Raw genomic sequence first — 24117 nt, 5'->3', positions numbered from 1 at the left:
AGACGGGCGGCGCGGGTCCGAATCGTCAGGTGCGGGCGAGGAACGGGTTGGTCGCGAGCTCGCGGGCCACGGTCGTCGCGGGCCCGTGCCCGGGCAGCACGTCCCAGTCCGGGTCCAGGTGCCCGACGACGTCGCGCAGGGTCCGGGCCATCGTCGCCCCGTCGCCCCCGGGCAGGTCGGTGCGGCCGATCGATCCCGCGAACAGCACGTCACCGCTGAGCACCAGCCCGGACCCCGGCGCACCGACGAGGTAGAGGGTCGACCCCTCCGTGTGCCCGGGCGCCGGCAGCGCGCGCAGCCGGAGCGCGCCGAACGCGAGCGTCGTCGTCTGCCCGGCGTCGCCATGGAACGTGCGCACGGACGCGGGCTCGCGGTAGTGCTCGGGGTGGGCACCGGCGTCGCGCAGCGCAGCGCCGAGCGGTCCCGAGACGAGGGCCCGGTGTGCGTCGTCGCCCGCGGGGCGGGACCCGTGCTCGATCGTGCCGAACGGGTCGGCGAGGCGGTAGGCGTCCGCGGCGTGCAGCACGACCTCGACGCCGAACCGCTCCGCGAGCTCCGCGGCGTCCCACGTGTGATCGACGTGCCCGTGCGTGGCGAGCACCGCGCGCGGCAGGAGCCCGTTCCGCTCGACGTGGGTGACGACGTCGGCCGCCACGCCGGCGCCCGCGTCGACGACGACGCAGTCGCCGCCCGGGGCGCTCACGACCGTGCAGTTGGTCCCGAAGACCGGGGCGACGACCACGTGCACCGCCACGTCGGGTCGGGCTGCGTCGCGCTCGTCGGGTGCTGCCGGTCCCGCGCCGGTGAGTCCGTCCACGGGCCCGAGCCTAGCTCCGCGGGCCCGGCCGACGGGCCGGTGCCCCGCCCCGCGACCCACGGCACCGATACCGGACCGTGACCTGCCCGGCGAGAAACCACCCGTCGCCTGGGCTCTCGATGCCTAGACTGTGCCGTACCGACCGCGGCCGCACCGGGGTCGACCGTGCGCGCCGTCGCGGCGCTCGACGAAGGAGCTGGGGTGTCGACGAAGAGTCAGGAGCGGGCGAAGGCGCGCCGCCGCGAGGAGAAGTGGGAGCGTCACGTGGCCCAGCTCCGCGCGAAGCGCCAGCGCAGGTGGTCGATCGTCGGCGTCGTCCTGGCCCTCGTCGTCATCGGCGTCGCCGTGTGGTGGGCACTGTCCGCCGCGCAGGACCCGGGCACCGACCCGGGTGGCGACCCCGGCTCGAGCGCGGAGCCGGGCGAGCACACGCTTCCGCCCGCGTCCGCCGCGGAGGGCCGGGACTGGACCACGACGCTCAGCACGAGCGCCGGCGACGTCACGCTCACCCTCGACGGGGCCGCCGCACCGCAGGCGGTCGCCAGCTTCCTCTCCCTCGCCGAGTCCGGGTACTTCGACGACACCGACTGCCACCGCCTCACGACCGAGGGCATCCACGTGCTCCAGTGCGGCGACCCGACGGGGACCGGGACCGGCGGCCCCGGGTACAGCTTCGGCCCGATCGAGAACGCCCCGGCCGACGACGTCTACCCGGCGGGAACCGTCGCCATGGCGCGCCAGGGCGGGAACGCCGAGTCGATGGGCTCCCAGTTCTTCCTCGTGTACGAGGACTCGACCATCCCGTCCGACGTGGCGGGTGGTTACACGGTGTTCGGCACCATCACGTCCGGCCTGGACGTCGTCCAGGCAGTCGCTGACGCGGGAACCGCGGACGGGTCCGGCGACGGATCCCCCGCCACCCCGGTCACCATCGAAGGAGTTGAGACCCAGTGAGCGAATCCGCCGAGAACCAGGCGAGCACGCCGGCAGCGGAGCCCGTGGGAGCGGGCGAGACCGAACGGGTCGAGGCGACCGAGGTGGAGCCGGCGACGACCGACGCTCCGTCCTCCGACGAGAGCGCACCCGAGCCGGCCACCGCCGCGCCCGACGACGCACCTGCCGCGACGAAGGACGAGGGCGACACCGCCCGCGAGGTCGAGGCCGTCACCGAGACGCCACCGGCGGCAGACGCGGCGGCGGAGCTCAAGCCGACCAGCGAGGCCGCTCCGGAGGCAGAGGCAGACGCGACCGCCGAGGCAGAGCCCGAGCCGACCGCACCGGAGGCCGAGCCCGAGGCCGAGCCGACCGCACCGGAGGCCCCGCCGACCGCACCGGAGGCCGAGGCGGCTCCCTCACCGGGCCCGGCACCGCGACCCGGCCCGCGCCCGAAGCCGTCGGCGATCCCGCACCCGCCCCGCAAGCCCGCAGCGGTCACGCCGACCGCTGCGCCGGCTGCCGCCGAGGCACCGGTCGTCCCGGCCGTCCCCGCGCTCGCCGACGACTCCGCGGCGGCCAAGGCCGCGGCCGAGTTCGGGCGCGTCGACGAGGACGGCACGGTCTACGTCCGCGAGAGCGCCGGAGAGCGCGCGGTGGGGCAGTTCCCCGGCGTCGAGACCGACGAGGCGCTCACGCTCTACGTCCGCCGCTACCTCGACCTCCAGGCGAAGGTCGCGCTCTTCGAGGCGCGGCTCTCCGGGACGGACCTGTCCGTCAAGGAGATCGACCAGACGCTGGCGCGCCTCGCCGAGGAGACGGCCGAGCCGTCCGCCGTCGGCGACCTCGACACCCTGCGTGCCCAGGTCGAGGCGCTGCGGACGGTCGCCGCGGAGCGACGGTCCCAGCTCGAGGCGGAGCGCGCCGCAGCCAAGGCGAGCGCGCTCGCCGCGCGGACCGAGATCATCGAGGCGGCCGAGCGGATCGCGGCGACCGACCCGAGCCGCATGCAGTGGCGCCCCGCCGGCGAGGAGCTGCGCAGCCTCCTCGACCGCTGGAAGGAGGCGCAGCGCTCGGGTCCGCGCATCGACCGCACGAGCGAGGAGGCGCTGTGGAAGCGCTTCAGCCACGCGCGCACCGCGTTCGACCGTGAGCGCCGGCACTACTTCGCGGAGCTCGAGCAGCGCAACAGCGCCGCGAAGGAAGCGAAGCAGAAGCTCGTCGCCGAGGCCGAGGCGCTCTCCTCCAGCACCGACTGGGGCCCGACCGCGGGGGCCTACCGCGATCTCATGGCCCGGTGGAAGGCGGCCGGCCGTGCGAGCCGCAAGGACGACGATGCGCTGTGGGCTCGGTTCCGCGCCGCGCAGGACACGTTCTTCCAGGCGCGCGACGCGGCGAGCTCGGCGACCGACGCGGAGTACGCGGCGAACCTCGAGGTCAAGGAGGCGCTGCTCACCGAGGCCGAGGCGCTGCTTCCGGTCAAGGACCTCGGGGCGGCCAAGGCCGCGCTGCGTGACCTCCAGGAACGCTGGGAGGAGGCCGGGCGCGTGCCGCGCGGCGACCTGCAGCGGGTCGAGGGGCGTCTGCGGGCCGTCGAGAACGCGATCCGCGACGCGGACCAGGCGCAGTGGACGCGCACCAACCCCGAGACGCGGGCACGCGCCGAGGGTGCCGCGGCCCAGCTCGAGTCGGCGATCGAGGCGCTCGAGGCGGAGCTCGCCGCGGCCCAGGCGAAGGGCGACAAGCGAGCCGTCGCGGACCTCGAGAGCTCCCTCGCGGCCCGCCGGGCGTGGCTCGAGCAGGTCGTGCGCGCCGCGGAGGACTCGCGCGGCTGACAGCCACCGGAGCAGCGAAGGGGCCGACGCTCGTCCACAGACGGGCGTCGGCCCCTTTCGCGTGGGCGCGTCGTACGGCACGGTGTCGGGATGTGCCCCGCCCTCCGCTCCCTGCCCGCTCCTGCGCACCACCTCGACGCGCGGTCGACGCCGGGGTACCTGGTGCCGCCTCTCGACCCGGAACCTGGTCTCCTCGTCCGACCCGCCGAGGTCGGCGGGCCGGCGGCGTTCCAGGACCTCGTGCGTCGTGGCGCGCTGGTCCGGCTCTGGGACGACGTCGGGGCGCCCGCCCGCGTGCCGGTCACCCCGACGCTCCGTGCGCTGGCGGTACGCGACCTGGTGCCGGTGCAGACCGTCGTCGCCGGGGCGGCGGCCGCCTGGATCCTGTGCGGCTCGGCTCGCCCTCGCCTCCTCGACATCGTCTTCGCGCCAGGGCGGCACCGTCCGGCCCCGCTCGTCGGCCGCGCACCGCGCCAGGCGCACGTGCTGCGGGACGAGACCCAGCTCGTCGCCGGGGTGCTCGTCACGAGCGTGACGCGGACCGCGCTCGACGTCGCGACCCGCCGCCCACGCGCGGAGGCGCTCGAGACCCTGCGCCGGCTCCGGGACGTGGGCGCGCTCGACGTGGCGGCCGCCGCCCGGTCCCTGGAGCTGCGGTACCGCTGGCCGGGTCGCGACGCCGCCCGGCAGACCTTCGGGCTCCTGCTCGCCGCGGACCGCGAGCCGGTCTAGGTTGGACCGCATGGCCGCAGCGACGACACCGCCGGTGGAGCTCGAGGTGGAGGGCCGCACCGTCCGGGTCACCAGCCCGGACCGTGTCGTCTTTCCCGCACGAGGGCTGACGAAGCTCGACGTCGTGCAGTACTTCCTGAGCGTCGGGGACGGGATCCTCGGTGCGCTCGTCGACCGGCCGACCACGCTCGAGCGGTGGCCCAAGGGCGTCTTCGAGGGTGCGCGCATGAGCACGCGCACCGACAACAGCGGCGACGCCTTCTACCAGAAGCGCATCCCCAAGGGCGCGCCCGACTACGTGCGCACCGCGCGCATCGCGTTCCCCAGCGGCCGCACCGCCGACGAGGTGTGCCCCAGCGAGCTGGCCGTCGTCGCGTGGGCCGCGAACCTCGGGACGCTGACGTTCCACCCGTGGCCGGTGCGCGGGGAGGACGTCGAGGCAGTGGACCAGCTGCGCATCGACCTCGACCCCCAGCCGGGCACCGACTTCGACGACGCCGTCCGGGTCGCACCACAGCTGCGCGAGGTGCTCGACGAGCTCGGGCTGCCGGGGTACCCGAAGACGTCGGGCGGGCGCGGGATCCACGTCTTCGTGCCGATCTCCCCCGAGTGGGACTTCGTGGCCGCCCGCCGTGCCACGATCGCGATCGGCCGCGAGCTCGAGCGCCGCCTGCCCGAGCAGGTCACGACGAAGTGGTGGAAGGAGGAGCGCGGCGCGAAGATCTTCGTGGACTACAACCAGATGGCGCGCGACCGCACCATCGCGTCCGCGTACTCGATCCGCTCCAACCAGCGGGCCACCGTCTCCGCTCCGCTGCGCTGGGACGAGCTCGGCGACGTCCACCCCGACGACTTCGACGTCCTGTCCATGCCGGGACGGTTCGCCGAGGTCGGCGACCTCTTCGCGCCGCTGCGCGCGGACCGTGCCGACCCCGGGGCCTCGCTGGAACCCGCCCTCGAGCTGTCGAGGCGGGACGAGGCCGAGCACGGCCTGGGCGACCTGCCCTACCCGCCGGAGTACCCGAAGATGCCGGGCGAACCGAAACGCGTGCAGCCCAGCAAGGACAAGGACCGCTCGCGCGACTAGCCCGCGAGGAGCCGCGCTCGCCAGGAGTGCCCGCCTGGACTCAGCCCACCCCGGGCGCACCGGGGAGGATGCCCGTGAGGTCGTACCGCACCGGCTCTTCCAGCTGCTCGTACGTGCACGACCCCGGGTCGCGGTCCTCGCGCCAGCGCCGGAACTGCGCGGTGTGCCGGAAACGCGTGCCCTCCATGTGGTCGTACGCGACCTCGAGCACCCGCTCGGGCCGCAGCGGCGTGAACGACAGGTCCTTCCCGGTGCTCCAGCGGGAGACCGCGCCGGGCATCCGTTCGCCGGCCGGGTTCTCCCACCCCGACCACGGGTGCTCGTCCGCGGCGGGTGTGCCGGGCTCCACGACGAGGGGGGCGAGCTCGGTCACGAGAGCGGCACGCCGTGCGGCGGGGAACGACGCGGCGACGCCCACGAACTGGAGCTGCGCCGCGTCGTCGTACAGTCCGAGGAGGAGCGAGCCGAGGAGCGGCTTCGCGGGCGTCGACGTCTTGTGCAGCCGGTAGCCCGCGAGCACGACGTCGGCCTCGCGCCCGTGCTTGATCTTCAGCATCGCGCGCTTGTTCGGCTGGTAGGTCCCGTCGAGCGGCTTCGCGACGACCCCGTCGAGACCGGCCCCCTCGAACGTCTCGAACCAGTCCCGCGCGACGGCGACGTCACGGGTACGGGGGGTCGCGTGCACGCTCGGCCCGTCGAGCCCGAGCGAGTCGAGGGCCTCCTGACGGCGCTCGAGGGGCTGTCCCGTGAGGTCCTCGTCGCCGAGCGCCAGGACGTCGAACACGACGAGGCTCGCGGGAGTCTGCTCCGCGAGGAGCCGCACGCGCGACGCGGCCGGGTGGATGCGCTGCTGCAGCACCTCGAACTCGAGCCGGCCGCCCTGCGCGACGACGATCTCGCCGTCGACCACGCAGCGCGGCGGGAGCGCCGCCCGCACGGCCTCGACGACCTCGGGGAAGTAGCGCTCCATCGGTCGCGCGTTGCGCGAGTCGAGACGCACCTCGTCGCCGTCGCGGTAGACGATGGTGCGGAAGCCGTCCCACTTCGGCTCGTACACGTACCCGCCGGGCGTCGCGTCGGGCTCCGGGACGTCGGGGACCGACTTCGCGAGCATGGGCAGGACGGGCGGCGAGACGGGCAGGTCCATGTGCCGATGCTGCCACCGGCGCAGCCCCGCTGCGCGCCGACCTGCCGTCAGACCGGGAGCTGCGGCGCCTCGGCGGCCTTCGACCCGGTGATGCGGTAGACGTCGAACACGCCGTCGACCTTGCGCACGGCGCTGAGCACCTGCGCGAGGTGGCCCGGCTCGGCCATCTCGAACACGAACCGCGACATCGCGACGCGGTCGTTCGACGTCGAGACGGTCGCCGAGAGGATGTTCACGTGGTTGTCCGACAGGACACGGGTGACGTCGGAGAGCAGCCGCGAACGGTCGAGCGCCTCGACCTGGATCTGCACGAGGAACATCGCGTTGCTGCCCGTCGTCCACGACACGTCGACGATCCGCTCGGGCTGGTTGCGCAGCCCGACGACGTTGCCGCAGTCGGCCCGGTGCACGCTCACGCCCTGGCCACGCGTGATGAAGCCGATGATCTCGTCGCCGGGTACGGGCGTGCAGCACTTGGCGAGCTTGACCCAGATGTCGTCGACACCCTTGACCATGACGCCCGGGTCGCCCGTGCGCACGCGGCGCGCGGTGTGACCCGGCCGTGCCGTCTCCGCGACGTCCTCGACCGTGCCCTCCTCGCCCCCCATCGCCTGCACGAGCTTCGAGACGACGTTCGCCGCCGAGACCTGGCCCTCGCCGATCGCGGCGTACAGCGCGGTGACGTCCGCGAAGCGCAGCTCGTTCGCGAGCGCGACGAGCGACTCGTGGGACAGCAGGCGCTGGATGGGCAGGTTCTGCTTGCGCATCGCCTTGGCGATCGCGTCCTTGCCGTGCTCGACGGCCTCCTCGCGGCGCTCCTTGGAGAACCACTGGCGGATCTTGTTCCGCGCACGCGGGCTCTTGACGAACGCGAGCCAGTCGCGGCTCGGCCCCGCGTTCTCGGACTTCGAGGTGAGGACGTCGACGGCGTCGCCGTTCTCGAGCGTCGAGTCCAGCGGCACGAGGCGGCCGTTCACGCGCGCGCCCATCGTGCGGTGCCCGACCTCGGTGTGCACCGCGTAGGCGAAGTCGACCGGCGTCGACCCGGCGGGCAGCGCCATGACGTCACCCTTGGGCGTGAAGACGTAGACCTCGGCGCCGCCGATCTCGAAGCGGAGCGAGTCGAGGAACTCCGCCGGGTCTGCCGTCTCGCGCTGCCAGTCGACGAGCTGGCGCAGCCACGTCATGTCGTTGCTCGTGGTGTCGCTCTTGTCCGACTTCGCGGCGGACTTCGCGGTCTCCTTGTACTTCCAGTGCGCCGCGACGCCGTACTCCGCGCGCCGGTGCATCTCGTGCGTGCGGATCTGGATCTCGACGGGCTTGCCGCCCGGGCCGATGACCGTCGTGTGCAGCGACTGGTACATGTTGAACTTCGGCATCGCGATGTAGTCCTTGAACCGCCCCGGGACGGGGTTCCACCGCGCGTGCAGCGCGCCGAGCGCCGCGTAGCAGTCCCGGACGGTGTCCACGAGGACACGCGTGCCGACCAGGTCGTAGATCTCCGCGAAGTCGTGGCCGCGGACGATCATCTTCTGGTAGATCGAGTAGTAGTGCTTGGGGCGGCCCGTCACCGTCGCCTTGATCTTCGCGCTGCGCAGGTCCGCCGTCACCTGCTCGCGCACGACGGCGAGGTACTCCTCGCGCGCGGGCGCCCGCTCGGCCACCAGGTGCACGATCTCGTCGTACACCTTGGGGTACAGGGCCTGGAACGACAGGTCCTCGAGCTCCCACTTGATGGTGTTCATGCCCAGCCGGTGCGCGAGCGGGGCGTAGATCTCGAGCGTCTCGCGCGCCTTGCGCCCGGCCGACGACGACGACACGTACTTCCAGGTGCGGGCGTTGTGCAGCCGGTCGGCGAGCTTGATGACGAGCACGCGGATGTCCCGCGCCATGGCCACGACCATCTTGCGCACGGTCTCGGCCTGCGCCGCGTCGCCGTAGGTCACCTTGTCGAGCTTCGTCACGCCGTCGACGAGCATCGCGATCTCGTCGCCGTACTCCTCGCGCAGCTGGTCGAGCGAGTACTCCGTGTCCTCGACCGTGTCGTGCAGGAGTGCCGCCGCGAGGGTCGCCCCGTCGAACCCGAGCTCCGCGAGGATCGTCGCGACCGCGACGGGGTGCGTGATGTAGGGGTCGCCGCTCTTGCGGAGCTGGCCGCGATGGGCACGCTCGGCCGTCTCGTACGCCCGCTCGAGGGCGGAGAGGTCGGTCCGCGGGTGGTTCGTCCGCACCGCCTGGAGCACGGGCTCGAGCGCCGGGCTCCCGGCGTTGGGCCGCGCGCCGAACCTGACCAGGCGTGACCGCACTCCCCGGCTCCCGGAGCCACCCTGCCCTGAGGCGGGCTGCCCGCCCGGCACCTGGTTCCCCGGCGCGCGCGACGTCCGCGTGTTCTCGCTCATGCGCGCCTCCTTCCACGTGCCGCCGACCGTCGTCGACCACCGGACGACGAGCGACCGGAGAGGCAATCCTACGACCCGACGTGCACCAGGGTGGTCACGTCGCGACCCGCGAGCCGTCCGCGGCCGCCGAGGCCGTCGAGCTCCATGAGGAACGCGAGCCCCACCACGACACCGCCGCCGCGCTCCACGAGCTCGGCTCCGGCCGCCGCCGTTCCGCCGGTGGCGAGCACGTCGTCCACCACGAGAACACGCGCACCCGGGGGAAGTGTTCCCGTGCGCAGCTCGATGGTCGCCGTGCCGTACTCCAGGTCGTAGGTGACCGCGTCGGTCGGGGGCGGGAGCTTGCCCGCCTTGCGCAGGGGCACGAACCCGACGCCGAGGTGCGTCGCGAGCGGGGCACCGAGGAGGAACCCCCGCGCCTCCATGCCCGCGACGAGGTCGACGCCGCCCGCGGCATGCGCGACCGCCCCGAGCGCCTCGACGACGTGGCCGAAGGCGTCGCCGTCGGCAAGGAGGCCCGTGATGTCGCGGAACGTGATGCCGGGACCGGGATAGTCGGGCACTGCGCGCACGAGCTCGAGCACCCGGGCCGCGCGCTGCGGGCCGAGAGCGGCGAGGCCGACCGCCCGCAGGCCGTCGACCTCGCCGCCCGAGCCGTGGTGAGAGTCGCTCACGGACGACGACGGCGCGGCTGCGCCTTGTTGCCCTGGTGCGCGCCGGGCTGCAGCTGACGGTGGCCCGCTGCGACACCCGCCGCGGCGAGCTGGGCGTCGTCCGCCGCGTCGTCACCGTCGCCGGTCGAGGCCGCGGCGAGACGCTCGGCACGCAGCGCCTCGACCTTGCGCGTGTGCTCGGCGATCGCCGGCTCCTTCTCGCGCAGCCACACCTCGAGCGGCGTGGCGAGGTAGATCGAGGACGCCGTGCCGACCGCGATACCCACGAACAGCGACAGGGAGATGTCCCGCAGCGTCCCCGCACCGAGCGCGAACGCGCCGATGAAGAGGATGCCGGCCACCGGGAGGAGCGCGACGACGCCGGTGTTGATCGAGCGGACGAACGTCTGGTTGACACCGAGGTTCGCGCGCTCCGCGTACGTGCTGCGGGTCTGGTCGAGCACCCCCGCGGTGTTCTCACGCACCTTGTCGAACACCACGACCTTGTCGTACAGCGAGTACCCGAGGATCGTGAGGAAGCCGATGATCGTCGACGGCGTGACCTCCCAGCCGACCGCGGCGTAGACCCCCGCCGAGATGAGCAGGTCGGCCAGCAGCGCGATGATCGCGGCGAGCGACATGCGCCACGCGCGGAAGTAGATCGCCATGAACACGGCGACGAGGCCGATGAACACGACGACACCCCACAGGGCGCGCGACGAGACGTCGCTGCCCCACGTGGGCCCGACGAAGTTGCTGGTGACGTCGGCGACGTCGACGCCGTACGCGTCGGCGAGCGCGGCCGCCACCTGGTCGACCTGGTTCTCGTCCTCGAGCTCGGCGGTCTGCACCCGCAAGGCGCTCTCGCCGACGCTCGAGACGCGCGGCTCGCTCTCGGGCGCGATCGAGTGGACCGCGTCGACCGCGAGGTCCTGCTGCTTCGTCGTCACACCGGAGACGGTGAACTCCGAGCCGCCGCGGAAGTCGATGCCGAGATTGAGGCCCTGGATCACGAGCACGAGGACGGACAGCAGGCTGAGGATCCCCGCCACTGTGAACCAGCGCTTGCGCCGCTGGACGATCGGGTACGACCTGCGTCCCGTGTAGAGGTCGTTGCCCCACTGGGCAAAGCTCGGGCCGGCCATCAGCGGTTCTCCTCGTTCTCACCGGGGGTCGCGGAGCGTCCCTCGGCCGGCTCGGGCTCCTGCGACGCGTCGGAGCCGGTCGGCTGGTCGGCGGCACGCCGCTCGGCGGCGCGTCGCTCGGCGATCGTCAGTCGACGGCCGTCGTCCGTCGTCGCCGGCGGTCTCGAGCGGGATCCGGCGAGGACGAGCTCGTCCTCGGACTCCGGGGACGTCGCCGGGACCGGCTCGTCCACGGGCGCGTCCTGTGCGTCGCGCGACGCACCGGACGTCCCCGTGACCACGCGTCCGGCACCGACGTAGCGCGGTCCGCGGGTCTGGAGCCGGTCGGGCGACAGGCCGGACCACTTGTGGCCGTCGCGGAAGAACGGCACGCGCGCGAGGAGCTCCATCACCGGGTGCGTGAACCAGAAGACGACGGCGACGTCGATGATCGTCGTCAGACCGAGCGTCACGGCGAAGCCCTGCACGCCGCCGACCGCCAGGAAGTACAGGACGATCGCGGAGAGCAGGTTCACGGCCTTGGCCGCGAGGATCGTGCGCCGCGCGCGCAGCCAGCCCTTGGCGACCGCCTGCTGGAGCGTGCGGCCGTCGCGGAGCTCGTCCCTGATGCGTTCGAAGTACACGATGAACGAGTCGGCGGTGAAACCGATGGCCACGATCAGACCGGCGACGCCCGCGAGGGACAGCCGGTAGCCGATGCCCCACGAGAGCAGCACGATCGCGACGTACGTGATGACGCCGGCGACCAGGAGCGAGGCGATCGTGAGGAAGCCGAGCGTCCGGTACTGGAAGAGCGAGTAGACGAACACGAGCAGCAGGCCGATGACGCCGGCGATGAGCCCCTTCTGGAGCTGCTCGCTGCCGAGGGTCGCGGAGATCTGCTCCTGGCTCTGCACCTCGAACGTCAGGGGCAGCGCACCGAAGTTGAGCTGGTTGGCGAGCGTCGCCGCGCTCTCGCGGTCGAAGCTGCCCGAGATCTCGGCCTTGCCGTCGGGGATGACGACCTGCGACACGGGCGCCGAGATGACGAGCCCGTCGAGCACCATCGCGAACTGGTTCTGCGGTGCCGGCAGCGACGTGAGACGCGTCGTGACCTCGCGGAACTCGGTCGTGCCCTCGGAGTCGAACTCGATGTTGACGACCCAGACGTTCGTGACCGCACCGCTCGGGCCGACACGCAGGCCCGAGTTCGCGTTCGCGATGTCGGTCCCCTCGATCTCGACCGGGCCGAGGATGTACTTGGCCGAGCCGTCGTCGGCGCACGAGACGAAGGCCGAGTCCGTGGGCCCGCTGTCGCCGCCGACCTGGTTCTCCGGCAGCGTGCAGTCGAGCGCGTCGAACTGCGCCTGCAGCTCAGGCGTGATCTGCGTCAGGTCGCTCGGGTTCTCCGGGCGGGTGGCCGCCTCGTCCTCGGTGCCCGTCGTCGCGTCGTCGGCCGGGGCCTCGGTCGCGGTGTCCGCGCCCTCGCCGGCCGGCTCCGTCGCCGTGTCCGTGGGGGCCTCCGCCGACTCCGTCGCCTCGGGAGCGTCCTCGGCCGACGGCTCCTGAGCAGCGCCGTCCTCGGTCGCCGCCTCGTCCTCGGTGACGGTGGCCGTCGGGGCTCCCACGGAGAGCACCGGCCGGAACCGCATCTGCGCGGACGTGCTGACGAGGTCGATCGTCTCCTGCGAGGGCTGGCCCGGGATGCCGACGACGATGTTGCTGCGTCCCTGGCTCGTGATCTCGGCCTCGGAGACGCCGGAGGAGTCGATGCGCTGGCGGATGACGTTGATCGCCTGGCTGATCGTCTCGGGCGTGACCTCGGAGTCGTCCTCCGTCACGGGCTTGAGGACGATCTGCGTCCCGCCCTCGAGGTCGAGCGCGAGCGCGGGGGCGAACGAGGCGCCGCCGGGGTTGTCCGTGGACTTGCCGTCGAGCTGGGTTCCTGCCACGAGCGCACCGAACGGGACGACGATGAACAGGATCAGGAACAGGACGATCGTCCGGACGGGCCTGGAACGGCGCGTGCTGGAGTTGGCCAACTGTCTGTCTTTCTCGTGCGGTCGGCCGAGCGGCCGACCAGGTCAGGCGCCGGTCGCTCGACGCGACCGGCGCACGGTCACTTGCTCTCGGAGCCGTCGTCGCGGCGGTCGCGCTCCGGTCGCTCGTCGGTGAGGCCGGACAGGTCGTCGGGGACGACGAGGTCGTCGCCGTCCTTCGCCGGACCCGTGGTGTCGCTCGCGGCGCTGCCGTAGACGGAGTCCGACGTCTCGACGTCGGCCAGCTCCTCCTCGGCCTCGACCGGCGGCTCGACGAGCTTGGCGATCGCGGCGCGCAGCCAGCGCGACTGGTTGCCCGGCGTGGACTCGATGACGATCACGTCCGCCTCCTCGTCGACCTCGACGATGGTGCCGAACATGCCGGAGCCCGTCATCACCTCCTGCCCGGGGGCCAGGTTCGCCCGGAAGTTCTGGGCCTCGCGCTGCTGCTTGCGGGTGCGGCTGGTCATGAGGAACATCGCACCCGCCGCGAGGGCGAGGATGAGGATGAAGCTGATATCCATGACGGGGTCTCACGTGTCCTGTTCTGTGCGGGATCTGCGCGCAGTCTAGGTGTGCGCGCACTGATCACCAACGAGCCGTCTCGTCGCGGAGTTCCGCCCGGTCGGATCCCGACCATCCTAGTGCCTCGGGCCGGACCCCTGTGACCGGCGTCACGAGGACCGGGGCCTCCGGGGCCGTCGAGGGCCCGGGGCCGCGCGGACCGCGGTCAGGTGTCGAACAGGGTCCCGCCGTCGCGCGGCGGGGTGAGACCGAGGTGCGCCCAGGCCGCAGGGGTGGCGACCCGCCCCCGGGGCGTCCGGCCGATGAGCCCCTCGCGCACCAGGTACGGCTCCGCGACGGTCTCCACCGTCTCGGCCTCCTCGCCGACCGTGACGGCGAGCGTGGCGAGCCCGACGGGTCCGCCGTTGAACCGGGTGCACAGCGCCGTGAGGACGGCGCGGTCCAACCGGTCGAGGCCGATCGGGTCCACCTCGTAGACCTCGAGGGCGGCGCGGGCGGCGCGCAGGTCCATCGCCCCGTCCCCGCGGACCTGCGCCCAGTCGCGCACCCGGCGCAGGAGCCGGTTCGCGATGCGCGGTGTGCCGCGCGACCGCCCGGCGATCTCCTGCGCGGCGTCGGCGTCGAGCGAGACGCCGAGGAGCCCGGCGGACCGTGCGAGGACCCGCTCGAGCTCCTCGCTGGAGTAGAAGTCGAGGTGGCCGGTGAACCCGAAGCGGTCGCGCAGCGGCGCGGGCAGCAGCCCGGCGCGCGTGGTCGCACCGACCGCCGTGAAGGGCGGCAGGCTCAGCGGGATCGCGCTCGCGCCCGCACCCTTGCCGACGACGACGTCGACGCGGAAGTCCTCCATCGCCATGTAGAGGAGCTCCTCGGCCGGCCGTGCCAGCCGGTGGATCTCGTCGATGAAGAGCACCTCGCCCTCCTCGAGCGAGGAGAGCACGGCCGCGAGGTCACCGGCGTGCTGGATCGCCGGACCGGACGTGACGCGCAGCGACGCACCGAGCTCCGCGGCGATGATCATCGCGAGCGTGGTCTTGCCCAGTCCGGGCGGGCCCGAGAGCAGGACGTGGTCGGGCGAGCTGCCCCGGGCGAGCGCCGCCTGCAGGACGAGCGAGAGCTGGTCGCGTACGACGGCCTGCCCCACGAACTCCTCGAGCCGTCGCGGGCGCAGCGCGGCCTCGGCGGCGCGCTCGAGGTCGTCGGCGCCCGCGGCGACGATGCGCTCGGAGGAGAACGACCCGCCGTCCCCGTCGAAGTCGGCGGCGCCGACTCCTACCCTGTCGAAGTTCGCCATGGTCAGCCCCGCGGTCCGCCGAGGACGCGCAGGGCCGCGCGCAGCGCCCCCGCCACGTCGGTGGCCTCGACGACGTCGACTCCCGCCTCGGCGAGCACGGTCGACACCGCGTCGTCCGCGGCCTTGAGGTTCCAGCCCAGCCCGACGAGCGCCTCGACCACCTGGTCGCGGCGGTCGTCGACCGCGCGCGCGGCGACCGTTCCGGACGTGGCGCCCGGCGCGTCGCCGTCCGTGGGGGGTCCGAGCTTGTCGCCGAGCTCGAGGGCGATGCGGTGCGCCCCCTTGGTGCCGATGCCCGGGACCCGGACGAGGGCCGCGATGTCCCCGCCGGCCACGGCGCGCCGCAGCGCGTCGGGAGTGTGCACCGCGAGCATCGCGAGCGCGAGCCGCGGACCCACGCCGCTGACGGTCTGGACGGTCTCGAAGACCGACCGTTCGTCGTCGTCGGCGAACCCGAAGAGCGTGAAGGAGTCCTCCCGGACGACGAGGCTCGTCGCGAGGCGCGCGGCCTCGCCGACCCGCAGCGCGGAGAGCGTGGCCGGTGTCGCGTGGACGAGGTATCCCACTCCCCCGACCTCGAGCACGGCGCGGTCGAGCCGGACGCTCGCCACGACTCCCGCGAGGGACGCGATCACCGGGGCTCCTCTCGGTCCGGCTCGACGAGCCGGGTTCAGGTCAGGATTCTGGCGCGGGACGGGGCGTCGAACACCCGTACGACCGGCGCCACTCTAGCAAGCGCGACCGACGCCGCGACGACCCGACACGGCCGACCTCTCACGTCGCCTCACCGCGCGGCGCGAGGCTTCGTCCGGGACGCCCGCTCGGCTGCGGCCCACGCCCGCTGGGCAGGGGTGAGCTCGTGACGCTCCCCGCCCTGCAGCGCCCCGGCGGGCCGCCAGAGGTGGCAGATCGCGAGCGCGAGGGCGTCCGCGGCGTCGGCCGGCCTGGGCAGCTCGGCGAGCCCGAGGATCCCGGCCACCATGCGCTGCACCTGCTCCTTGCCCGCGCGACCGCTGCCGGTCACCGCGGCCTTCACCTCGGACGGCGTGTGCAGCGCCACGGGGACACCGCGTCGCGCGGCGGCGAGCATCGCGAGCCCCGCCACCTGCGCGGTGCCCATGACCGTCCCGACGTTGTGCTGCGCGAACACGCGCTCCACGGCCACGACGTCGGGCACGTGCTCGTCGAGCCACGCGTCCAGCCGGTCCGCGATCCGCAGCAGCCGCAGGTCGACGCTGAGCTCGGGGTCCGAGCGCAGCACGCCGACGGCGACCATCTCGGCCCGGCGCCCGGGCCGGGAGTCCACCACCCCGACCCCGCACCGGGTCAGCCCAGGATCCACTCCGAGAACGCGCACGCCCCGACCCTTTCACGTGAACGACAGCGACCCGTCGCGCCACGCGGACCGGCGACGGACTCGCCAGCGGGACGGCCGGGAGGTCGGTGCGCGGTCGTGGACGGGCCCGGCGGGAGCGCCGCGAGGAACGAGCGGCGCGGATGGTGGACCGCGCACCGACCTCCCGGCCGACCCGCGTCCGCACCCCTGCAGGTCAGCCCGGACCAACGAGGATCAGTCGTCGTTCTCGAGCTCCGCCATGACCTCGTCCGACGCGGAGAAGTTCGCGTAGACGTTCTGCACGTCGTCGCTGTCCTCGAGCGCGTCGATGAGGCGCAGGATCTTGCGCGCGCCGTCGGCGTCGACCTCGACCTCCATCGACGGGTGCCAGATCGAGTCGGCGGAGTCGTACTCGATGCCCGCCTCCTGGATCGCGGTGCGCACGGCGACGAGGTCGGTGGCCTCGCACAGCACCTCGATGACATCGCCCTCGTCGCTGACCTCCTCGGCGCCGGCGTCCAGCGCGGCGAGCATGACGTCGTCCTCGGTCACGCCACCGGCCTTGGGCACGACGACGAGTCCCTTGCGGGAGAACAGGTACGAGACGGAGCCGGGGTCGGCGAGGTTGCCGCCGTTGCGGCTGAACGCGAGTCGTACCTCGGAGGCCGCACGGTTCTTGTTGTCCGTGAGGCACTCGACGAGGACGGCGATCCCGTTGGTTCCGTAGCCCTCGTACATGATCGTCTGGTAGTCGACGGCGTCGGCGCCCTCGCCCGACCCGCGCTTGACGGCACGGTCGATGTTGTCGTTGGGGACCGATGACTTCTTGGCCTTCTGGACGGCGTCGAACAGCGTCGGGTTGCCCGCGAGGTCACCTCCGCCGGTGCGCGCGGCGACCTCGATGTTCTTGATGAGCTTCGCGAAGAGCTTGCCGCGCTTGGCGTCGATGGCCGCCTTCTTGTGCTTGGTCGTGGCCCACTTGGAGTGCCCTGACATGCGTTCCTACCCCTTCGCGATTCTGACGAACAGCTCGTGCACGCGCGCGTCCCCGGAGATCTCCGGGTGGAACGAGGTGGCGAGCAGCGATCCCTGCTGGACTGCGACGATCCTACCGGCGGCGGCTGCGGGGATGCCGGGCGCCTCGCGCTGCGGGATGCGGGCGAGCACGTCGACGCCTGGTCCGACCTCCTCGACCCACGGGGCACGGATGAAGACGGCGTGCACCGGTGCCGCCGGGACGCCGTCGAACGCGAGGTCGGTCTCGAACGAGTCGACCTGTCGCCCGAACGCGTTGCGTCGCACGGTGACGTCGAGCCCGCCGATCGTGCGCTGGTCGGCGGTGCCGCCGAGGATCCGGTCGGCGAGCAGGATCATGCCCGCGCACGACCCGTAGATGGGCAGGCCCTCGGCGATGCGCGCGCGCAGCGGCTCGTCGAGCTCGAAGATGCGCAGGAGCTTGTCGATGGTGGTCGACTCACCGCCCGGGAGCACGAGCCCGTCGACCGCGGCGAGCTCCTCGGGTCGCCGTACCCCGACGGTGCGGGCGCCCGCGTGCTCGAGCGCGGCGCGGTGCTCGCGAACGTCGCCCTGGAGGGCGAGGACACCGATCGTGATCGTCACGAGGGGTGATGATACGTCGGCGCGCCTTGCTACCCTCGCCGCCGTGACCTACGCGCCTGCCCCCGGACCGTCCGTGCCGTACCCGGGACCGGCCGCGTACCCCGGACCACGGCCGCCGCGGCCACCGCGCAGCACGCGCGGGGCGACCGTCCTGATCGTGGTCGGCGCGGTCCTGCTCGCGCTGGCCCTCACCGCGGGGGTCTTCGGCGTGACGACCTTCCTGCGCGCCCTCCCCACCGGCGTGGTCGACGGCTCAGGTGGGCCCGGCTCGGCGGCCCTCGCCTCGGGCGACGTCCCCGGCACGGCCGAGCTCGAGCTCGTCGGGGGCGAGCCGTACAGCGTGTGGGCGGTCGTGCCGGCCGGTGGCGAGGGGTTCGACGTCGACGAGGTCACGGTCGCGTGCGCGGACGGCGAGGCGACCGTGCGGTTCCCGTCGGTCTCGGGCAGCTCCGGCACGGGGTCCCACGTGGCGACCACGGTGGCGGAGGCGACCGTCCCGTCGACGCAGGCCTGCACGGTCACCGTCGCGCAGGGCTCGGCGACCACCGGCACGACGTTCGTCGTCACCGACGGCTGGCGGTTCGGCGAGTTCTTCGCGACCGTCGGCGGCACGATCCTGCTGTGGTTCGTCGCGATCGGGGGCGGGCTGGTCGGCGCCGGTCTGCTGATCGGCGGCATCGTCTGGCGCGCGCTGGCACGGCGTCCGTAGCCGGCACGGCTCTCACGTCTCGCGGGCGATGCCCAGGTGCCGCGTCACGCCGTCCCAGCCACGCAGCAGCGGCGCGACGAGGTCGGGCAGCCCCTCGGGGAAGACCTCGATCTCGACGTCGCGCAGGTCGTCGAGCGCCCACCAGCGCATCTCGTCCACGACGTCGAGCTCGACGTCGGTCCAGCCGTCACGGCTGAGACCGTCCACGAGCCCGTCGGTCCCTGTGACGCGGGCGAGGAACAGGACCTCGTCCTGACGGCAGTGCTGCCGGTAGAAGTCGAAGATCGCGCTGCGCGTGTACACGGGCCCGACGAGTGTCGCCGGGTCGAGCGCGATGCCCGTCTCCTCGCGCACCTCGCGCAGCGCCGCGTCGCGGTCGCTCTCGCCGAGGTCGACTCCCCCGCCGATCGTGAACCACCACGAGCGCTCGGGCTGGTCGACGTCGTGGCCGCGCGCCAGCAGGATGCGGTCGGCGGCGTCGAGCAGCAGGACGCGTGCCCCGCGCCGGAAGTACAGCCCGTCGTCCCCGAGCACCCAGTCGGTGCCCAGGGACGACGGCGCGTCGGCGGCCTCGGTCATCCCCGTGCTCGCCGGCGCACGACGCGGAGAGTCACCAGCCGCGCTCGGCGAGGCGGTGCGGGACCGGGATGTCGTCGACGTTGATGCCGACCATGGCCTCGCCGAGCCCGCGCGAGACCTTGGCGATCACGTCGGGGTCGTCGTAGAACGTCGTCGCCTTCACGATCGCGGCGGCGCGCTGGGCCGGGTTGCCGGACTTGAAGATGCCGGAACCGACGAACACGCCCTCGGCGCCGAGCTGCATCATCATCGCCGCATCGGCGGGCGTCGCGATGCCGCCCGCAGTGAACGTCACGACGGGCAGCTTGCCGGTCGCGGCGACCTCCTTGACGAGCTCGTACGGCGCCTGCAGCTCCTTGGCCGCGACGAACAGCTCGTCCTCGGGCAGCGAGGTGAGCCGGCGGATCTCGCCGCGGATCGTGCGCATGTGCGTCGTCGCGTTCGACACGTCGCCCGTGCCGGCCTCGCCCTTGGAGCGGATCATGGCCGCGCCCTCGGTGATGCGGCGCAGCGCCTCGCCGAGGTTGGTCGCCCCGCAGACGAACGGCACGGTGAACTGCCACTTGTCGATGTGGTTGGCGTAGTCCGCTGGCGTGAGCACCTCGGACTCGTCGACGTAGTCGACGCCGAGCGACTGGAGCACCTGCGCCTCGACGAAGTGGCCGATGCGCGCCTTGGCCATGACGGGGATCGAGACGGCCGCGATGATGCCGTCGATCATGTCGGGGTCGGACATGCGCGAGACGCCGCCCTGCGCGCGGATGTCCGCGGGCACGCGCTCGAGCGCCATGACGGCGACGGCGCCCGCGTCCTCGGCGATCTTCGCCTGGTCGGGCGTGACGACGTCCATGATGACGCCGCCCTTGAGCATCTCGGCCATGCCGCGCTTGACCTTCGCGGTGCCGACGGAGGCCACGGCAGCGGCCCCCTCCGCGGCGCCCGGGGCGCTCTCGACAGGGACGTTCTGGTCGGACACGTTGGTCACCGGTACCTCACACCTTCAGGGTCAGGGGTGCGCCGCGCTCACCGCGCGGGCGCCGTCGAACAGGCTCGACGGCACATGCTCGCACGCCGCTCTCATCCTATCGCCGCGCCGTCCACCGCCCCGCGGCCTCGTCAGGCTCGTCCGGCCTGCTCGGCGGGGCGCGAGAGCGTCGCGGGCCACGCGTCGTCGAGCTCGACCGTGGCGGGCATGGGCGCGTGGCCGGCGAGGTGGAAGAGCCGGACCCACCACTTGCTCCGGACGCGTTGCGCCTGGGCGACGGCCTCGTTGTGGAACCGGCGCGCGAGCTGCGCCCGGTACCAGGCGGCGGAGAGCGACCCGAGCAGCTCGTCGCCGGACGGCTCGGCCCGCCCCTGCGCGGCACCCTCGGCAGCGCCGGGCTCGTCGGGGTCCTCGAGCGCGGAGCGCAGCGTGGCGGACAGGTCGCTCTCGGCCAGCGCGCGCGACTCGGCCATCCCGCCGAGCAGGCGACGCGGCCGGGACCCGCCCTCGCTGACCAGGCCGGGCACGGTCGCGGCGAGCCGGCGCGCGTCGGCGTCGTCGTCGAGCACCGCGTGCGCCGCCTCCACCACGAGGAGCGCCGAGGCGGGGTCGAGCTCGCCCGAGGCGGCGAGGTCGACCGCGGCCGACGCACGGCGCACGAGCTGCGCATCGAGCGCGAGGCGCGACGCCATGACCTTGCGGTGCAGGCGGTCGAGCCGTGACGCGGCGACCCAGAGGAGCCAGCCGACGAGCACGGCGAGGACGAGGACGAGGACGGTGACCTCGGACCAGCTCATGGTCGGCCCGCCTCCTCCGGCTCGACGCGCGAGCGCCCGATCAGGCGACCTCCACGGCGCGACCGCGGATCCTCGTGGACCGGGATCACGGCCTCCGACGCCGCCAGCACCATGTCGTACACCGCGTGCACCTGGTCGGTCACGGCGGACCAGTCGAACCGGCGGACGAACTCGCGCGCGCGAGCGCGGTAGACGTCGCGGCGGGCGGGATCCCCGAGCACGTCGATCACGGTCGTCGCGAGCGCCTCGCCGTCCCCGACCGCGAACAGCGCGCCCGCCGCACCGTCGTCGAGCACGCGGCGGAACGCCCCGATGTTGCTCGCGACGACGCACGCTCCTGCGCTCATGGCCTCGACGAGCACGATGCCGAAGCTCTCGCCGCCCGTCTGGGGCGCGATGTACAGGTCCACGGACGCGAGCAGGCTCGCCTTGTCCTCGTCGCTCACGCCCCCGAGGAACTCGACCGACGCCGCGTGCGGCCCGAGGGCCTCGGTCGCGGCGTCGCGACCGTCGTCGCCGCGCCCGGCGACGAGGAAGCGGGCCCCGGGCACCTCCGCGAGGATCCGCGGGATCGCCGCGGTGAGGACCGGGAGACCCTTGCGCGGCTCGTCGAGGCGGCCGAGGAACGCGATCGTCGGGGCGTCGGCCGTCCCCTGCCAGCGGCTGGTCGGCGCGGCGGACGCGAACGTGTCCACGTAGACGCCGTTGGGGATCACGACGGCGTCGCCTCCCAGGTGGTCCACGAGCGTGCGCCGGGCGTCCTCGGAGACCGCGATGCGCGCGTCGATCTTCTCGAGGCCCTGGCGCACGAGGGGGTAGGCGATCTGGAGCGCACGGGACCGCACGAGCGACGTGTGGAACGTCGCGACGATCGGTCCCTGCGCGATCCAGAGCGCAACCATGCTCAGCGAGGGGTTCACGGGCTCGTGGATGTGCAGCACGTCGAACCGCCCTGCCTCGAGCCACCGGCGCACGCGGCCGGCCGTCCGGGGCCCGAAGGTCACGCGCGCGACCGAGCCGTTGTAGCGGACGGGGATCGCTCCGCCGACCCGGGTGAGGTAGTCCGGGACGGGGGTGTCGTCGTCCGCGGGCGCGAGGACCGAGACCTCGTGCCCCTGGGCGATGAGCGCCTCGGCGAGGTCGCGCACGTGGAACTGGACGCCCCCGGGCGCGTCGAACGAGTACGGGCAGACGATCCCGACACGCAGGCTCATGCGGCACGCCCCGCCGGGTCGACGCCGTCGGGCTCGGCCCCGGCGGGCGGGCGCGCGTCGCCCCCGCCCGCGGACCGGGTCCGCGCGTAGCGCTCCGGGTCGAGGTCGTCGACGAACACCTTCTGGAGCATGTGCCAGTCCTCGGGGTGCTCGCGGAGAGCGCCGCTCAGCGCGTCGACCCAGCCCTGCGTCGCAGCGGCCACGCGCTGAGCGCGCGGGACGTCCTGCGGGATCTCGACGCGCGGGAAGAAGTGGATGACGATCCCCCAGGGGGAACCGGCTGCACGTCGTCGCGCGCCGCGCAGGCGCTCGTAGTAGATGCTGGTGGGGATCAGGGGCGTCCCGGTGCTCACGGCGAGCGCCGCCGGCCCGGCGGCGACGCGCGCGCGGTGGCCGAAGAGGTCGACCTCGATCCCGCGCGCGGTGAGGTCGCGGTCGGCGAGGAGGGGGATGATCTTGCCCGGGCGGCCGGCGCCGCGCACCAGCTCGCGGAAGACGTCTCCGTCGCCGAGCGCGAGGATCTCGAGCCCGATCGAGTTGCGGAAGGCGAGGAACTCCTGGAACAGCTCGTCCGGCTCGAGGCGCTCCGCGACCGTGAGGACCGGCGCGATGTGCTGGGTCGCGTACGCGCCCGCCAGGTCCCAGTTGCCCTGGTGCGACAGTGCCATGACGGGGCTGCGGTCGCCGTCGAGGTGCACGGTGAGGTTCTCGTACCCGACGAGGCGGACACGGGCCTTCACCTGCTCCGGCGTCCACGCGGGCACGGTGAACGCCTCGCGGTAGTAGCGCATGTACGAGCGCATCCCCGCGCGTGACAGGCGGCGCAGCGCGCGCGGCGCGAGCCCTGGCCGCACGCGCGCGAGGTTGCGTTCGAGCTGGCGCACGCCCTCGCCCCGCAGGAGCCACGTCACGTCCGCGACGGCGGTGAACAGGCCGCGCAGGACCGGCTCGGGGACCTTGCGCGCGTTGCGCCAGGCGAACGTGAACGCCCTTCCGGCGTCGAGTGCCATCAGCGACCGTCCTCCGTCTCGTCCGTAGGGGGCGTGGTAGTGGTTGCCGCGCCCGCGAGCGCGAGCGACTGCTGCCGGACCGTCGCGACGCGCTGCACGATCGTCACCGCGCTCGCGAGGGCGAGCAGCCCCAGCACGACGACGAGGACGACCGGGGGGACCCCGAGGCCGACGATCCCCGCGGCGACGAGCGCGGCGACCAGCCGGTCGGCCCGCTCGGCGATGCCGACCTGCGCCGTCATGCCGACGCTCTCGGCCCGGGCCCGCGCGTACGGCACGACGGCGCCCAGCGCGAGGCACGCGAGCCCGACGACGGTCCCCCAGGCCGCGAGGTCGGGCGTGAGCCGCGGGTCGTCGGCGCGCACGAACCACAGGACCAGGCCGACGAACACCGCGGCGTCCGCGAGCCGGTCGAGCGTCGAGTCGAGGAACGCGCCCCAGGGCCCGGACCGGCCCGCTCGGCGGGCCATGACGCCGTCGAGCACGTCGGAGAACGCGAAGACCATCACGACCATGACGCCGGCGAACAGGTGGCCGGTCGGGAAGAGCCACAGAGCGCCCGCGACGACGCCGAGTGTCCCGACGACCGTCACCGCGTCGGGGCTCACGCCGAGGCGCAGCAGGAGGGCGGCGAGGGGCGTGAAGAGGCGCGTGGTGAGCGCGCGCAGGCGACCGAACATCAGGCGTCCCCTCCCGTGCGCGTGCCGGCGGACGGGCTCCGACCGGCCCCGGGCCAGGCCGCGGCGAGCTTCGCGCGCGTGTCGGCGAGCAGCTCGGGCACGGCCTTGGTGTGCGCGACGACCGGCAGGAAGTTCGCGTCACCCGTCCACCGTGGCACGACGTGCTGGTGCAGGTGCGCGGCGATGCCCGCACCCGCGACCGCACCCTGGTTCATGCCGAGGTTGAACCCGTCCGGGCCGGACACGTCGCGGACGACGCGCATCGCGGTCTGCGTCAGGTGGGCGACCTCGACCGTCTCCGCCTCCGTGAGCTCCGTGTAGTCGGAGACGTGGCGGTACGGCACGACCATGAGGTGGCCCGGGTTGTACGGGTAGAGGTTGAGCACGACGTACGCCTCCTCGCCGCGGGCGACGACCAGACCGTCCTCGTCGGAGCGCTCCGGGACGCGGCAGAACGGGCACTCGCCCCGCGAGTCGTCGGCGGGCTTGTCCTTCCCCCCGATGTACACCATGCGGTGCGGGGTCCACAGGCGCTCGAGCCCGTCGTCGAACCGCGGGTGTCCGTCCGGGGGCTCGACCGTGTCGTTCGTGCGCTCGTCGCTCAC

24 protein-coding genes are annotated in these 24117 nt (G+C 73.5%); 5 read left to right on the top strand and 19 right to left on the bottom strand.

Annotated features, from left to right (window positions below):
• Positions 1–25 precede the first annotated feature (25 nt).
• Positions 26–817 carry an MBL fold metallo-hydrolase gene (locus tag ACMXGY_RS10260; RefSeq protein WP_483776721.1) on the bottom strand — a complete coding sequence of 264 codons (792 nt, stop codon included), beginning with the start codon at positions 815–817 and terminating at the stop codon, positions 26–28.
• 201 nt (positions 818–1018) lie between these two features.
• On the opposite strand from ACMXGY_RS10260, the gene ACMXGY_RS10255 reads away from it, so the two are divergent.
• From ACMXGY_RS10255 to ligD, 4 genes are all read left to right on the top strand, one after another.
• On the top strand, positions 1019–1771 hold the full coding sequence (locus tag ACMXGY_RS10255) for a peptidylprolyl isomerase (RefSeq protein WP_483776720.1): 753 nt from the start codon (positions 1019–1021) through the stop codon (positions 1769–1771).
• Positions 1768–3585: a DUF349 domain-containing protein gene (locus tag ACMXGY_RS10250; protein WP_483776719.1), complete on the top strand. Its 1818-nt coding sequence runs from the start codon at positions 1768–1770 to the stop codon at positions 3583–3585. Before ACMXGY_RS10255 ends, ACMXGY_RS10250 begins: the two co-directional genes overlap by 4 nt.
• A gap of 90 nt (positions 3586–3675) precedes the next feature.
• Positions 3676–4317 carry a hypothetical protein gene (locus ACMXGY_RS10245; protein WP_483776718.1) on the top strand — a complete coding sequence of 214 codons (642 nt, stop codon included), beginning with the start codon at positions 3676–3678 and terminating at the stop codon, positions 4315–4317.
• A gap of 10 nt (positions 4318–4327) precedes the next feature.
• A complete protein-coding gene (ligD, locus tag ACMXGY_RS10240; RefSeq protein WP_483776717.1) occupies positions 4328–5404 on the top strand; it encodes a non-homologous end-joining DNA ligase in 1077 nt (358 codons plus the stop codon).
• A 40-nt stretch (positions 5405–5444) separates the two neighbouring features.
• On the opposite strand, the gene ACMXGY_RS10235 is transcribed toward ligD, so the two are convergent.
• From ACMXGY_RS10235 to pdxT, 11 genes are all read right to left on the bottom strand, one after another.
• Entirely contained in the window at positions 5445–6551 is a 1107-nt protein-coding gene (locus ACMXGY_RS10235; RefSeq protein ID WP_483776716.1) for an ATP-dependent DNA ligase, read from the bottom strand.
• Positions 6552–6598: 47 nt separating this feature from the next.
• Positions 6599–8950 carry a RelA/SpoT family protein gene (locus ACMXGY_RS10230; RefSeq protein ID WP_483776715.1) on the bottom strand — a complete coding sequence of 784 codons (2352 nt, stop codon included), beginning with the start codon at positions 8948–8950 and terminating at the stop codon, positions 6599–6601.
• A gap of 68 nt (positions 8951–9018) precedes the next feature.
• Positions 9019–9582 carry an adenine phosphoribosyltransferase gene (locus ACMXGY_RS10225; RefSeq protein ID WP_483776840.1) on the bottom strand — a complete coding sequence of 188 codons (564 nt, stop codon included), beginning with the start codon at positions 9580–9582 and terminating at the stop codon, positions 9019–9021.
• A gap of 38 nt (positions 9583–9620) precedes the next feature.
• Positions 9621–10748, bottom strand: a complete 1128-nt coding sequence (gene secF, locus ACMXGY_RS10220; protein ID WP_483776714.1) for a protein translocase subunit SecF — start codon at positions 10746–10748, stop codon at positions 9621–9623.
• Positions 10748–12769 carry a protein translocase subunit SecD gene (gene secD / locus ACMXGY_RS10215; protein WP_483776713.1) on the bottom strand — a complete coding sequence of 674 codons (2022 nt, stop codon included), beginning with the start codon at positions 12767–12769 and terminating at the stop codon, positions 10748–10750. The genes secF and secD overlap by 1 nt, the downstream gene beginning before the upstream one ends.
• A 77-nt stretch (positions 12770–12846) precedes the next feature.
• Complete coding sequence (yajC, locus tag ACMXGY_RS10210; RefSeq protein WP_483776712.1) at positions 12847–13290, bottom strand: preprotein translocase subunit YajC; 444 nt, start codon at positions 13288–13290, stop codon at positions 12847–12849.
• A 206-nt stretch (positions 13291–13496) separates the two neighbouring features.
• Positions 13497–14582 carry a Holliday junction branch migration DNA helicase RuvB gene (gene ruvB / locus ACMXGY_RS10205; RefSeq protein ID WP_483776711.1) on the bottom strand — a complete coding sequence of 362 codons (1086 nt, stop codon included), beginning with the start codon at positions 14580–14582 and terminating at the stop codon, positions 13497–13499.
• 2 nt (positions 14583–14584) lie between these two features.
• Positions 14585–15217, bottom strand: a complete 633-nt coding sequence (gene ruvA, locus ACMXGY_RS10200) for a Holliday junction branch migration protein RuvA (RefSeq protein WP_483776710.1) — start codon at positions 15215–15217, stop codon at positions 14585–14587.
• A gap of 149 nt (positions 15218–15366) precedes the next feature.
• Positions 15367–15939 (bottom strand): crossover junction endodeoxyribonuclease RuvC, encoded by a 573-nt coding sequence (gene ruvC / locus ACMXGY_RS10195; protein WP_483776709.1) that lies wholly within the window; start codon positions 15937–15939, stop codon positions 15367–15369.
• Between the two features lie 213 nt (positions 15940–16152).
• A complete protein-coding gene (locus tag ACMXGY_RS10190) occupies positions 16153–16914 on the bottom strand; it encodes a YebC/PmpR family DNA-binding transcriptional regulator (protein ID WP_483776708.1) in 762 nt (253 codons plus the stop codon).
• Positions 16915–16920: 6 nt separating this feature from the next.
• Positions 16921–17538: a pyridoxal 5'-phosphate synthase glutaminase subunit PdxT gene (pdxT, locus tag ACMXGY_RS10185; RefSeq protein WP_483776707.1), complete on the bottom strand. Its 618-nt coding sequence runs from the start codon at positions 17536–17538 to the stop codon at positions 16921–16923.
• A 43-nt stretch (positions 17539–17581) separates the two neighbouring features.
• On the opposite strand from pdxT, the gene ACMXGY_RS10180 reads away from it, so the two are divergent.
• Positions 17582–18247: a hypothetical protein gene (locus ACMXGY_RS10180; RefSeq protein WP_483776706.1), complete on the top strand. Its 666-nt coding sequence runs from the start codon at positions 17582–17584 to the stop codon at positions 18245–18247.
• A 12-nt stretch (positions 18248–18259) separates the two neighbouring features.
• Here ACMXGY_RS10180 and ACMXGY_RS10175 read toward each other — a convergent pair whose 3' ends face one another.
• The 7 genes from ACMXGY_RS10175 to ACMXGY_RS10145 all read right to left on the bottom strand — a co-directional run bounded on the left by ACMXGY_RS10175 (position 18260) and on the right by ACMXGY_RS10145 (position 24117).
• The gene (locus ACMXGY_RS10175; protein ID WP_483776705.1) at positions 18260–18826 is read right to left on the bottom strand and encodes an NUDIX hydrolase; all 567 of its coding nucleotides are present in this window, start codon (positions 18824–18826) and stop codon (positions 18260–18262) included.
• 31 nt (positions 18827–18857) lie between these two features.
• A complete protein-coding gene (gene pdxS, locus ACMXGY_RS10170; protein WP_483776839.1) occupies positions 18858–19742 on the bottom strand; it encodes a pyridoxal 5'-phosphate synthase lyase subunit PdxS in 885 nt (294 codons plus the stop codon).
• 200 nt (positions 19743–19942) lie between these two features.
• Positions 19943–20608 carry a hypothetical protein gene (locus ACMXGY_RS10165; RefSeq protein WP_483776704.1) on the bottom strand — a complete coding sequence of 222 codons (666 nt, stop codon included), beginning with the start codon at positions 20606–20608 and terminating at the stop codon, positions 19943–19945.
• Entirely contained in the window at positions 20605–21816 is a 1212-nt protein-coding gene (locus ACMXGY_RS10160; protein ID WP_483776838.1) for a glycosyltransferase family 4 protein, read from the bottom strand. The genes ACMXGY_RS10165 and ACMXGY_RS10160 overlap by 4 nt, the downstream gene beginning before the upstream one ends.
• Before the next feature lie 2 nt (positions 21817–21818).
• Positions 21819–22832: a phosphatidylinositol mannoside acyltransferase gene (locus ACMXGY_RS10155; RefSeq protein WP_483776703.1), complete on the bottom strand. Its 1014-nt coding sequence runs from the start codon at positions 22830–22832 to the stop codon at positions 21819–21821.
• Complete coding sequence (pgsA, locus tag ACMXGY_RS10150) at positions 22832–23512, bottom strand: phosphatidylinositol phosphate synthase (RefSeq protein ID WP_483776702.1); 681 nt, start codon at positions 23510–23512, stop codon at positions 22832–22834. The genes ACMXGY_RS10155 and pgsA overlap by 1 nt, the downstream gene beginning before the upstream one ends.
• On the bottom strand, positions 23512–24117 hold the full coding sequence (locus ACMXGY_RS10145; RefSeq protein WP_483776701.1) for an HIT family protein: 606 nt from the start codon (positions 24115–24117) through the stop codon (positions 23512–23514). The genes pgsA and ACMXGY_RS10145 overlap by 1 nt, the downstream gene beginning before the upstream one ends.

This window comes from Cellulosimicrobium sp. G4 BAM 1002 (assembly GCF_057126935.1).
The sequence above is the reverse complement of the archived record's forward strand: the minus strand, read 5'-3'. Positions and strand labels throughout refer to the sequence as shown.